Annotated in this window: 11 protein-coding genes and 2 pseudogenes; 10 read left to right on the top strand and 3 right to left on the bottom strand. The window is 59.0% G+C overall.

The window, feature by feature from the left end; genetic code table 11:
* Window positions 1-719: 719 nt before the first annotated feature.
* The 8 genes from QA642_RS41360 (at window position 720) to QA642_RS41395 (ending at window position 8,765) form a co-directional block, all read left to right on the top strand.
* Window positions 720-2,519, top strand: coding sequence for an HrpF/NolX family T3SS translocon protein (locus QA642_RS41360; protein WP_283081960.1), 1,800 nt, complete (start codon window positions 720-722; stop codon window positions 2,517-2,519).
* 865 nt (window positions 2,520-3,384) lie between these two features.
* Window positions 3,385-3,681, top strand: a complete 297-nt coding sequence (locus QA642_RS41365) for a hypothetical protein (RefSeq protein ID WP_283081961.1) — start codon at window positions 3,385-3,387, stop codon at window positions 3,679-3,681.
* A gap of 37 nt (window positions 3,682-3,718) precedes the next feature.
* Window positions 3,719-3,985 (top strand): nodulation protein NopA, encoded by a 267-nt coding sequence (locus tag QA642_RS41370; RefSeq protein WP_244553895.1) that lies wholly within the window; start codon window positions 3,719-3,721, stop codon window positions 3,983-3,985.
* Window positions 3,986-4,098: 113 nt separating this feature from the next.
* Window positions 4,099-4,989 (top strand): hypothetical protein, encoded by an 891-nt coding sequence (locus QA642_RS41375; protein WP_283081962.1) that lies wholly within the window; start codon window positions 4,099-4,101, stop codon window positions 4,987-4,989.
* Window positions 4,990-5,022: 33 nt separating this feature from the next.
* Window positions 5,023-5,562, top strand: coding sequence for a hypothetical protein (locus QA642_RS41380; protein ID WP_283081963.1), 540 nt, complete (start codon window positions 5,023-5,025; stop codon window positions 5,560-5,562).
* Between the two features lie 2 nt (window positions 5,563-5,564).
* Window positions 5,565-5,987 carry a histidine kinase gene (locus QA642_RS41385; RefSeq protein ID WP_283081964.1) on the top strand — a complete coding sequence of 141 codons (423 nt, stop codon included), beginning with the start codon at window positions 5,565-5,567 and terminating at the stop codon, window positions 5,985-5,987.
* An 8-nt stretch (window positions 5,988-5,995) separates the two neighbouring features.
* A complete protein-coding gene (gene sctV, locus QA642_RS41390; protein WP_283081965.1) occupies window positions 5,996-8,113 on the top strand; it encodes a type III secretion system export apparatus subunit SctV in 2,118 nt (705 codons plus the stop codon).
* Between the two features lie 106 nt (window positions 8,114-8,219).
* Window positions 8,220-8,765: a tetratricopeptide repeat protein gene (locus tag QA642_RS41395; protein WP_283081966.1), complete on the top strand. Its 546-nt coding sequence runs from the start codon at window positions 8,220-8,222 to the stop codon at window positions 8,763-8,765.
* 149 nt (window positions 8,766-8,914) lie between these two features.
* On the opposite strand, the pseudogene QA642_RS41405 reads toward QA642_RS41395, so the two are convergent.
* The 3 genes and pseudogenes from QA642_RS41405 to QA642_RS41415 form a co-directional block, all read right to left on the bottom strand.
* Window positions 8,915-10,394, bottom strand: a pseudogene (locus QA642_RS41405) (IS66 family transposase).
* 158 nt (window positions 10,395-10,552) lie between these two features.
* Window positions 10,553-10,849, bottom strand: coding sequence for an IS66 family insertion sequence element accessory protein TnpB (tnpB, locus tag QA642_RS41410; RefSeq protein ID WP_283081967.1), 297 nt, complete (start codon window positions 10,847-10,849; stop codon window positions 10,553-10,555).
* The gene (locus tag QA642_RS41415) at window positions 10,846-11,241 is read right to left on the bottom strand and encodes a transposase (protein WP_283081968.1); all 396 of its coding nucleotides are present in this window, start codon (window positions 11,239-11,241) and stop codon (window positions 10,846-10,848) included. The genes tnpB and QA642_RS41415 overlap by 4 nt, the downstream gene beginning before the upstream one ends.
* Before the next feature lie 139 nt (window positions 11,242-11,380).
* Here QA642_RS41415 and QA642_RS41420 point away from each other — a divergent pair.
* Together QA642_RS41420 and QA642_RS41425 are read left to right on the top strand one after the other, a co-directional pair.
* Window positions 11,381-12,141: pseudogene (locus QA642_RS41420) on the top strand (IS5 family transposase).
* A 35-nt stretch (window positions 12,142-12,176) separates the two neighbouring features.
* Window positions 12,177-12,335 carry a hypothetical protein gene (locus tag QA642_RS41425; protein WP_246789869.1) on the top strand — a complete coding sequence of 53 codons (159 nt, stop codon included), beginning with the start codon at window positions 12,177-12,179 and terminating at the stop codon, window positions 12,333-12,335.
* Window positions 12,336-12,416 lie beyond the last annotated feature (81 nt).

Raw genomic sequence — 12,416 nt, forward strand, 5'->3', positions numbered from 1 at the left:
GGCGAGAAGAAGGTTTTATTCGTCTTAAACCATCGCTAGACGCTGACCTTTGGCCTGTAGGTTCGAGCGAACACTCGCCAAGCGGATAAGCATGATGACATAAAGAATGCCAGGCGCAGCCGAGCTTCGATCCGCTCGGGGCAACACGGTTCGCACAATACCGTTGGACTCTTTCGAGCATCTACGCCAGTCAATCTGATACGATCACTCTGTATCTGGCTCATCGGGCAGACGCCAACACTCTCGTTGGGCGCAGGCGAGGTCGCTAGGCGTGGGTGATTTCACCATAAGATGCTGCGGAGACCTGCGACGTTGTTGCAGGAATTAGCGCACGTGACCATCCGCAGAGCGGCAGACTCGGATTCATTAATTCGACCTAATTGGCGTGGAGGCGAGCGATCGAAACAAAGCAGACAAGCCGATTCCGATATCAAGAACCATGACCGCCTTTCACACTGTCATTTCGCGTTTCGTTATGAAACCTCTGAATGCCGTCAGCTTTTGGAAAGCTAATCGAACCTACCATACGGCGTGAATATCTAGACGGCGATGTGCCTATAGATTGTAGCGGAACAGAGCGCTGGGGCGCACTGAGCAATCGGAAGCAAGTGGTAGGAGCCATCGAATCCTATCAACATTTATTGCTCGTTGTTCGTCGCGATTCTCGGGCTGCGCCACATGACCGGCTTGTGGTGCGATCTCAAATCAGAGGACGTATAATGTCAGTCAACAACCTGTCGCTAACCGCGAGCTCCACTTTGTCAGGGCTGGCGCCTGGGCCCTCATCGGCGCGGGATCTTTCAAATTTCGAGGCGATGCTGGCTAGTTTCTCGTTGAAAGACAAGGTCGATGACGATTCCGCGCCGCAGGAGCCGACGGCTGCAGACTCAGCCAAGCAGCTGACGGAGGAACTCACGCAGGAGGTACGGAACATCCTCCCGCCGGAGATCAAGGCCGCACTGGACGCATGTCAGCAGGCGCCAGAGCCATCCGCCACGGAGTCCTCCTCCGCTGCGAGCGCACCGAAGATTGCAGAGGCGCCCGTACAAAGCTCCAGGATCACGTGGAACAGCGGCACGTTGACTGATGCCGAGCTGGAGATTGTGTCGGTGCTGAACCGACACAAAGACAAATGCCCGCTGGATTGGAAATCTCTCGGCGATCTGGCCAACGATCCCTCCACACCGCCGGATCTAAAGGCGGCGATCGAGGCGTTGCAACAGGACCCAGAGCTCTTCTATGCGATAGGCTCGCAAGGTGACGGCCGCTGCGGCGGAAAGATCAAAGCAGGTGATCTCTCCGGCTTCTCCGATCACCACCCTCAGGTTGCTGCTTTCCAGGAGCAGCGGGCAGAGAGCTATACGCAGAACTATATCCCTTCCGACGGCACCCGGAATGGCGAGCCATCGGTTATGACCCAGACCGATGCGATGCGCGAGCTCTATCGCTATGCCGACAATCTGCCTAAGAACCTGAGCCTTGCGGATTTCAAGCGGATCGTCGACGGCGAAGCCAAAACCGGCAAATGCCCGCCACAGGTCCTCGCTGCCGCTCAATACTTCCTCGACCACCCGGATGAATGGAAGCAGTTGTACGGTGGCTCGATAGACAAGGTCCACAAAGAGGACTTCCTGCAGGTTGCTTCATCATCGATCAATCTCACGCAAGCCGAGCTCGATACGCTCAATACGATGGGCAAGAACCAAAACGCTTTCTTCGGGAAGGGTGACCTGACCCGGGAAAAGCTGGCGAGCATGGTCGATGATAAGAGCCTCGCGCCCGAGGTGCGAAAGGCGGCCTCCCAGCTGCTCTCCGATCCTGTGTTGTTCGGGTTGATGAACAACGCGATTACGGGCTACAAAACCCACCACAAGTTCTTCGACTTCGGCGGCGGCCATACGGTCGATTCCGGCAACATCAGCAACAGCGACTTCGACCAGTTCTTCAACAACATGTCGGGTGCGAACCGCACCGTTCACCAAGTGAAGACGCATGCCGTCCGAACGCCTGCCGAGCAGGACGCGGTCGCGGACATGACGACGGGCATGGCAGACCAGCCCGACATCAAGTCTCCCAAAAAGAACGGTGGCGCCTTCATGCACGCACTTAACGACGTGCTCAAAGTTGGCTCTAAGGTATTCGACTGGGCCGCAACAGCAGTCGGTGTACTTGGTTTCATTCCAGGCTTGGGTGAATTGGCCGATCTGGCGTCAATGGTGCTCGAAGCCGAGGCGCAAGCTGCAAATCTTCTTCACACTGCCATCAGTGGCGGCAACATAAAGCAAGCGCTGGAAGAAGCCGGGCTGAGCCTTGCGGCACAGGCGGTGGGCTGCATCGCCGGACCTGAGGTCAAATTAGCAATGCGAGAAGGCTTGGTGAAGCAGGCCATTCAAGAAGCCGCGACGGCAGGCATCAACCTGCCGGTTTCGGTGGCCCAGTCCTACGCGGAGGATTATTTAAATAACCTGAAGGCTCGCATCGAGTCCGAGCGCTTGCAAGCTGCAGGCGCTTACGCCTAGGCGGAGCGACGCTATCCTCTCAGGATGACGCTCGAAACTGAGCTTGCGCGACCTCCGCGCGTCGCGCAAGCTCTACCAGCACACTTGAGACCGCCCCCGAATCCGAGGAACTTATTTCGGCCCTTCGCTGCGCACAAACTATGTCGGCCGCACTCGATCGTTCGAATCCGGCCTCAAACCCAGTCTGCCGCTGTGACGTTCCATTGACTGCATACGCCGCCTGTCAACATCGCGATGCATTAACAATACCCTACAGACGGCCACAGCCGAGGAGCCAGCCGATTGCGCAAGGATCGAGAGCACATTGGTCCAGAGCGGTAGAGCCGAAGGGCTCTTTCTCGAGCAGCGGGCTCCTGCTCGGCCCGAAATGGGTCGCGATTGACGGATCTGCCATGGGCCAGCTAGGGCCGATGGACCGCTCTGGCCGCTGGATCGGCCGTCACTCTGGCTTTCAGCCTCGCTCCCGACGAGGTCAAGCTCCGTGCCGCATCGCCTGACCCCAAGCAAATTGTCGAAAGAGCTCGGAGGCATCGCAAGAGACATGAGCCCGAGATTGCAGCACGTCGAGCCCAAAACGCTTTTATTAGTGGCGGCTTTGATATTTCGCCAATTGAACGCTTTCGAAGCGATGAGCAACGTGCTCACCCGATCAAGCTCCACAAACGATTGTTTGTCTTAACCATCTGATCTCCAGCTTTGGCCGGCAACCTTTCAAATACGGTCTGCTGGTGAAACGTTTAATGACGACCCACCATCGGCTCATTGTATTTTCTACGACTCGTCAGCTTGTCGAAAGCTAATACTTGCATAGGTGGAGGGTGGAAACCGCCTCCATTGGCACATCGAATTGACACAGGAGAACTCCATGCGCGTTGCGAGCTCTAGCGCCGCTGGACACGTTGATGCTGACCTCCATGCGGCTGGCGGCAAAGGCGGCGGCAAAAAGGGAACTCAAAAGCCTGGCGAGCGCGACGATCATGGCCGATCGCCTGATGCCAACATTCCCGCAAACGGCGGCGCGTCCAATCCGGGCACTAACTCGCATGAAGCCGCTATGCAGCAAGCGTTCAACGTCGCTCTGGGAGCCATTGCTCTCCAATTTGCGAATAGTGCAATGAGCCGTTTCGACGATGTCATGGCCGAGACAGACGAGGATTCCTGACGTCGCATGTTGCGACGTTAGGAAATAGGAGCCGCACGTGGCGGCGAAATCGAGCAAACAGGAGAATAGTATGGGTAAAGGAGTTGGTGCGTCTGGTACCTCGACTGCAGGTGGGGCAGCCGGCACCGCTACTGCTGCAGCCGCTTCCGCGGGTGCTGAAGTTGCTGGAGAGGCGGCATTCCAAAAGCAAATCGCCGCTCTGACTGCGACCAGCACAAAGGCTGCTGAGAGGGATGTGGAACTTCGCGTTGTCTCGACTGAGCTTTCGACTGTCAAAAAAGCGGCCGATGAGCGGGTGCAGTAAGGGATGAGATGGGGCGGCGTCGCCGCCCCACTTTCCCCGGCTGCTTAGTCTGTGAAGTCGCAAGGGCCGTACGGCTTGCCGTACGGTCCCGTTCACTGTTCAGGAAACCGACCGTGAATGAACCAAATTGCCTGCATTTCGAAGTGCTGTCCGGGTGTTATTCTGGGCTGACAAGTAAAGTGGGGGGCGGATCGTGTCTGATTGGCAGCAGCCTCGACGCAGACTTAATCTTCGTCGAACAAGGCCTCGAACCGCACCATCTTCGTGTTGCCCCGCATTTCAATTCAATCGAGATCGAGGCCCTTGCGAGGGACGTCAGGATCGAGGGGCACGAGACTGTTTTAGCTAATGGGTCCATTGTTGTCTCTCTTCCTGTCGTTTTGCATGCCGGGGCGATGTCCATTCGCTGGACGATCGAGGACTACAAACAAGCTGGCTCCATCGACCGCCGGCGTATATCGCTCGCCGTTCTCACTTTGGTCCTGATCAGTTCTGCCGCGGTTGGCGCAGTCTCATCCAGTTTTGTCCAGACCGACACCACCTTGGCGTCAAGTCCGTCGTCCCCTGCTACTGACATTGCACCCAAGCTGGCGCTCAGCGCTCCTGATGCTCTGGCCACCGATGCAGCTGCCGAGCGGCTGCAAGAGGAAGTTGATAGAGCGGGTCTTGTCGGCATCAAGGTCGGCTCTGGGGTGGGCGTTGTCACCGCCGACGGCACCGTTGCGCCCGCCTCGCTCGCCACATGGCGAGACGTCCAGCAGCGGTTTGATCAAAATAGCAATGGCGCTTATACGCTCGTCAATGCGGTCGCCATCAAGGATGAGAAGACGCCCCCCGCAATTGAGGTCCAAGCTGTTTGGCGCGGGAGCGAACCCTATATTGTCATTGCTGGTCAAAAGTATTTCGTCGGCGCGCTCTTGAGCAATGGATGGACCGTCTGCGGGATTGAGGAAGGACGTGTTCTGCTGAGCCGGGATGGCCGGCTTGCCACCCTACCCTATTAGCGGTTTAGCCCGCAGATAAGAAAGCAAAGTGCCATGACTAGGCTGCCCCCGAATCCCGTCAAGCCTGGCACCTCTTTTCAGGAGCCAAACGTCGATCATCATGCATCTGCCATCACGCCGGTTAGTTCTCGAGGTAAGTCCATCGGGTTTGATCGGAGGCGTGGCAATGATAACAAGAGCCACACCTCAATTTCTCGTCACAGCGACGTGCTGGATCCGTTGGTGGACGCCACGATCGAGAGCGCGCTCGAGCTCAGTTCGATCGATGCAGTTTCGCGCGTCAATCTCGACGAGGCGCGCGCCCCGCCAGGTCAGGTCGAGCCAGGCTCGGAATTCGCTTGGCTTAATGAGCCCAATCTCGCGCACGGTCTGCTCTCCTTCGTGACGCCGCGCTTACGTCACTCGCATGTTCTGCGTCCAGAGCAACACGGCCTTCTTCTGGAGCGTTTGGCTGATACGCTATCAGCTGCGCCAGAGGATTTGGTGTCACGTGAAGGGGCCGCGCTTCTACAACTGGAGCTGCAGCGATTAATCCTGCTCCGGCAGAGTCACAACGGCTTGATCAAAGGCTAACGATGGACGGGCCAGATAACGCGCAACACTTCACATCTACACAGCGCGTTTCCGAAGCCGGCGCTGTCGAGCTGATCTCTGGGCCGGAGCGAGATTTGCTCTGCGTGCTTTCTTATGTCTACCTTGCCTGCGGACAGAGCGACAAGAGCCTGGCTCTGTTGCGACTGGTCGCTCACGAACAGTCCCAAGACATCGGCTTGCTCCGCATCCTGGCCTACGCTCTCATCTCGGAGCGTCGCGGTGACGAAGCACTGTCGGTATTGGACAAGCTTGACAAACTGGATGACGAGCCGTCTTCGTGTCTGCCCTTGATGCTGATGCGCAGCCACGCGCTGCGTCACGCTGGCCGCATGACCGAAGCGCAAGCCGTCTTCAAACGCTATGTTTTGTTGCGGGGCAGCACAGCTTCAATCGAACAAAAATAAGGCTTCTCATGGCCAACCTTCTACGAAATCTCATCACGCGCGCGCCGGCTCACCCGGACTTGATGGTCGCGTTGATGCTTCTTCTGGCGATCGGAATGATGATCATGCCGATCCCGATCATCGTGATCGATATGCTGATCGGCTTCAATCTAGGGTTTGCCATATTGCTGTTGATGGTAGCCCTGTATCTCAACACGCCGCTCGACTTTTCGTCCCTACCGGGCGTCATCCTGATCTCCACCGTCTTTCGTCTCGCTCTTACCGTTGCAACGACGCGACTGATCCTATCCGAGGGCGATGCCGGCAGCATCATCCATACGTTCGGCGATTTCGTCATATCCGGCAACATCGCCGTCGGCATTGTCATATTCCTGATCGTGACCATGGTGCAGTTCATGGTTCTCGCCAAGGGCGCCGAACGGGTGGCGGAGGTATCGGCGCGCTTCACGCTCGATGCGCTGCCGGGCAAGCAGATGGCAATCGACGCGGAGCTGCGCAACGGCCATATCGATCAGCACGAAGCCCGCAGCCGGCGCGGCGCGCTCGAGCGAGAAAGCCAACTGCACGGCGCGATGGACGGCGCTATGAAATTCGTGAAAGGCGACGCCATAGCCGGACTTATAGTCATCTGCATCAACATGCTGGGTGGCATTACGATCGGATCACTCTCCAAGGGCATGTCCCTCGAGGAGGCGATGCATCAATACACCATCCTGACGATCGGTGATGCGCTCATTTCGCAGATTCCGGCTCTGCTGCTGTCAATTACGGCAGCAACCATTGTTACTCGTGTCAACGGTCCTTCCAAACTCAATCTCGGCGCCGATATCGTCAACCAACTTACGGCCAGCACACAAGCGCTACGCTTGGCCTCCTGTGTCTTGCTTGTGATGGGGCTCGTTCCTGGCTTCCCTTTGCCCCCCTTTGTCATACTGGCCGCGCTCTTCTCCGCCGCCAGCTTTCTCAAGGTTGGCGTGCAAGAGGGCAAGACCGCTCCCAAAGCCGGCGCCGGTCCCACCGGTTCGGCTCCCGCTTCCGCACAGGGTCAGAAGCAAGCCGTGCCCGCGGAGGCACTTCCAATTACGCTGTTGCTAGCGCCGAGCCTGATGCAGGCAATCAACGTAGGGGAACTTGAGCAGTGCGTCGCCCGGGTTTCGGCACTAGTTTCAGCTGATCTTGGCATCACAATTCCACGCATTCCCGCCCAAAGCGCAAAGCACCTGGCCCAATTGCAATTCCGGGTGGATGTCGAAGGAGTGCCCGTGGAAGAGGGCGCCATTGACCCTACACAACTCTTACTTAATGACGACGTGGCGAACATTGATTTGAGCGGAATCCCCTTTTGGCACGACCCAGACACGAATCGGATCTGGATCAAACAGGTCCATGCGCCTGCTCTCAACGCTGCCGGAATTGGGCACCACCGTCCGAGCGAAATCATCGCCTTGCGCGTCCAGTCAACGTTGACACGCTATGCACAGCGCCTGGTGGGCATTCAGGAAACGCGTCAGTTGCTTGGCCGGATGGAGCAGGAATATGCCGATCTGGTGAAAGAGGTGCTGCGCACGACACCAATCCCTCGCATCGCGGATGTCCTACGTCGCTTACTGGACGAGGGCATCCCGATCCGGAACACCCGCTTGGTTTTGGAGGCGCTTGCAGAATGGAGCGAACGGGAACAAAATGCCGTACTGCTCACCGAATATGTGCGCTCCGCTCTGAAGCGGCAGATCTGTCACCGCTACGCCAACGCCCATCGTGTTGTGGCGGCTTTTATCGTCGAGCGCGAGACCGAGGATATCGTGCGCAGTGCCGTGCGCGAGACAGCTGTCGGTCCCTATCTCGTTTTGGAGGATCGGCAAAGCGAGATGCTGCTTTCACAATTTCGCCAGATCCGTTCGAGCATCGCACGTAGTCAGAACCAGCCAGTTATCCTGGGATCGATGGATATCCGGCGCTTCGTCCGCGGCTTTCTCACCCGCAATGGAATAGACCTACCTGTTCTCTCCTATCAGGATCTCGCCTCGGATTTCACCGTCCAGCCGATTGGCTCCGTCAAACTTGCGCCTGGTAAGGACAAGACTCCTACAGGCGGGCATCGTGACCTCCTCCCTGCGGCCGGCTGACGAGCACAGGTTTGGGGTCGTGAGGTCGCTTATGAATTCATGTAAGATTAACGTTCTGCGGCGCTGGCGTAACATTCGGCGCCATTCGTGCTCGGCCTTTCTTCCCATGCTTGCCATTGTGCTGCTTGCGGGTTGCGTTAACTCGCACAAGTCGGATCTTTCAGAGCAGCCGACGTCCGCGGCAGAGCTGGTCGGGGCCAAGGAGGTCGACCCAGCTATGCGGGAGCGCATCGCTCTCGCCCTCGGTCCGGATGTTGACGAGAAGGCTTTGCGCGATGCGCTGAAGCAACGACCGGATAATGTTGATGCCGCGATTCCTCTTGCGCGGGCTTTGCTGGCACGCAAATGCCCGAATGATGCGCTTGAGGTGCTCGACGGGATCTTATTGGCAGCCCCTGGCGACCTGCGCGCATTGAATGCCAAAGCAGTTGTTCTCGATCACGAGGGCCGACATCGGGAGGCCCAAGAACTTTACCGCCAAGCTCTCGCAGCGGAACCCGCAAACCCGATGCTGCGCAATAACTTCAAACTGTCCCTCGCTCTTGAAGGTAAGACGGAGACCGGCGGCGCCAACCCAGCACCGCAGGCGGACGGCCCGCACTTCGCGGCGCTATCTCGAACGAGCCCATGCGGGACCGGATCGGAACGGTAACGTCTTGATGCTTAGCTATCAGCATGCCGACAGCTAGGCTTACCATCAACGCGGAACACTCAATCGGCGAGCAGCCCCGGCGACCTAGGGTCTGTACCTAGTTAGCGAACTCTGATTCCCTCGCAGCGGGTTGATTGTAAGCGTCGTTCTCAGGCCACGGCTTTGAGGTCGTGACGGCAATAGGCCCACGGAAGCAGCCGATCGATGTCGCTGTTTGGATGGCCGTTGACGATCCTGGTGAGGGCGTCGGTCAGATAAGCGAGTTGGATCGATGTGGTTCAGCTTACAGGTTTCGACCAGGGAGGCGATGATGGCCCAATGCTCGGCGCCGCCGTCGGAACCTGCGAACAGTGCATTCTTCCGGTTCAGCGCGATCGGACGGATCGAGCGCTCGACGGCGTTGTTGTCGAGCTCGACACGGCCATCATTGATGAAGCGCGTCAGGCCCTCCCAGCGTGAGAGCGCATAGCGGATGGCGTCGGCCAACTTGCCCTTTTGGCTGATCAGCGCGAGCTTTGCGCGGAGCCACCGTTCGAAGGCTTCTGCCAGCGGCCGGCTCTTCTGCTGCCGGACGAGGCGGCGCTCCTCGGTGCTGCGGCCACGGATATCCTTCTCGATCGCGTAGAACTCGGCGATGTGCTGAAGCGCCTCGCTTGCGATAGGCGCGGGACCGGGTGTGGCAAGCTCGTAGAAGTTACGCCGCATATGCGACCAACAGAATGCAAGCTGAACCTCGCCACGCTCGGCGAGCTTGCCATAGCCGGCATAGCCATCGACCTGCAGGATCCCCTTGAAGCCTGCAAGATGGGCGATCGGCCGGTCGGCTTTGCGATCCGGCGCATAGACATAGGCGACGCCCGGCGGATCAGCGCCGCCCCATGGCCGGTCGTCCGCCGCATAGGCCCAGAGCTGACCGGTCTTGGTGCGCCCGCGGCCGGGATCGAGCACCGGCATCGTCGTCTCGTCGGCGAACAGCTTTGGCCGTTGCCTGAGCTTGCCAAGGACGCGTTCATGCAACGGACGCAGATGGAAGGCTGCCTGCCCCACCCAGTCCGCCAGCGTCGAACGATCGAGCTCAATGCCCTGGCGGGCGTAAATCTGGGCCTGCCGGTAAAGCGGCAGGTGATCGGCATATTTGGAGACCAGGACCTGGGCGACGGTGGCTTCAGTCGGCAGTCCGCCCTCGATTAGCCGGGCGGGGGCCGGCGCCTGCATGATGCCGTCCTCGCAAGCCCGGCAGGCGTATTTGGGACGCCGGGTCACGAGGATCCGGAACTGCGCTGGGACCAGGTCCAGCCGCTCGCTTCGATCCTCGCCGATCCGGTGCAACTCGCCCTGGCAGCAGGGACAGGTCTTGTCCTCGATGTCGACGACGACCTCGATCCGCGGCAGGTGCGTCGGCAAGGCACCCCGGTTGCCGCGGCGCTTGCGAGCCCGCGCCTCACGGCCTTCAGGCGTGCTCACGTCCTGTGCCGTCTCGCTGTACGCTGCGACCTGCTCGACGTCTTCCAGGCCCAGCAGCATTTGATCTTCAGGCAGCGTCTCTGCCCGCCGGCCAAATCGATGCCGCTGCAATTCCTTGATGATCTGACGCAGCCGTTCGCTCTCGCAACGTTCGGCAAGCAGCATCGCTTTCAGCGTCTCGGGATCGTCAGGCAGAGCCTCGTTCACACCCAATTCAGAGCATATTCGCCGCCATCTGGCGACGCGTCCGACGCTCCTGATTCACTTCGCCGCAGCACCGCCAACATTATCCCGCTTGTGCTGGCGCCGGCGCCGCCCGTGCTTCATGCACAAGCCGCCAGTCGTTGCGCAGCTGACAGACGCATCACACCGTCCTCGATCTTCGGCCAGCGGAAGATTCCATCCTCGAGCCTCTTGGCGAACAGACACAAACCCGTTCCGTCCCAGAACACCAGCTTGATCCGATCCGCCCGCTTGGCCCTGAACACATAGACAGCTCCCGAGAATGGGTCAGCCCCCATGTTCTCGCGCACCAGGGTCGCAAGCCCCTCCATTCCTTTGCGGAAGTCTACCGGTTTGGTCGCCACCATCACCCGGACCGCACCCGACGGACCGATCACCGGCTCGCCTTCAGCGCCTGGACGATCGACGCAATCATCGCCGTGTCCGCACCACGACCGGCCCGGATCGTGATGCCGTCGACTTCGATCTCGATGATCCCGCTATCTGCCTTGCGCCCCACTTTACGCTCCCGGTGAGCGGTCGGCACCGGCACCACGGCGTCCACCACCGCCGGCACAAACTGCACTTCGTCCGCTTCGGAATGACCGCCTACGGCTTCTCGCAACTGACGCCGCCAGCCAAACAGCTGCTGCGGCGACAATCCATGGCGTCGAGCCACGGAACACACCGAGTCGCCACTCGCCACGATCTCCGCGACGATTCGCGCCTTGTCCTCGTCGCTCCACTTGCGCCGACGGCCGGCTCCCGTGAAGACTTCAAGCCGTCGCACCGGCTCCGTGATAGCAGTATGCACTGTGTCCATTCTAAGCCTAACGGTCGAACCGAACCGCAGACTCGCAGATCACTCCGTCATCCGGTAGGTGGCCGCTGAACAGCGCTTACGGTTGATTCCACGCGGGGGGACTTCGATGCGCAAAGGACTGTTCTGGCTCAACGACAAGCAATGGGCTCTGATAGAGCCGCATCTGCCAACGAACCAGACCGGACCGGTGCGCGACGACGATCGACGCGTCATCAGCGGTATCATTCACATGCTTCAGTGCGGCGCACGCTGGCGCGATTGCCCGCCCGACTATGGTCCCTACACGACGATCTACAATCGTTTCAATCGCTGGGCCAAGCGCGGACATTGGCGGGCGATCTTTGAAGCGCTCGCCCGCTGCGGCAAAGACGGCGTGACTTTGTCCATCGACTCCACCACGATCAAAGCGCATCGCTCGGCGAGCGGCGGAAAAGGGGGGAGCATGAGCAAGCGATCGGCCGCTCGCGCGGCGGGCGGACCACGAAAATCCACGCGCTGAGCGACCCTGACTGCAGACCTTGCGCATTTCATCTCACTCCAGGCCAGGACGCTGATATTGCCGCAGCGCCAGCCCTTTTGGAACTCGCGCCACCCATGTCTGCCCTCATTGGCGACAAAGGGTACGACGGCGACGGCTTTCGAGCCGAAATCGTCGATCGTGGTGCCAAGCCCGTCATTCCAAACAAATCCAACAGGGTCACTCTCCACAGCTTCAGCAAACGCGCCTACAAGGGGCGCAACGTCATCGAGCGCTGTTTCTGCCGCCTCAAGGATTTCAGGCGTGTCGCAACTCGCTACGACAAACTAGCCAGGAACTTCTTGGCTGCCATCCATCTCGCCGCCATCGTTGCCTATTGGATCAATTGAGTCCGAGCCCTAGTTCGATACAAATGGGAGGCTTCATGTTTCAGCGCACCAGAAATTTATCCGATATCAAATGCGCTTCCGAGGCCGATGAAATGAGAACGCGCGCGACTAATGACCGGTACTACGCGCATCGTCAAAATTTCGCCGGATATACTCTCATTCCTGAATTCGGCGCCATCGAGTTTCTCCTCTGATTCATTTTCGACTGCAGTCCCGCCATACGCACTGGTCGACGAGCCACCAGTGGTTGAGATCAAGATCTTCAATCGGGAACA

Source organism: Bradyrhizobium sp. CB2312 (assembly GCF_029714425.1).
GTDB lineage: Bacteria > Pseudomonadota > Alphaproteobacteria > Rhizobiales > Xanthobacteraceae > Bradyrhizobium.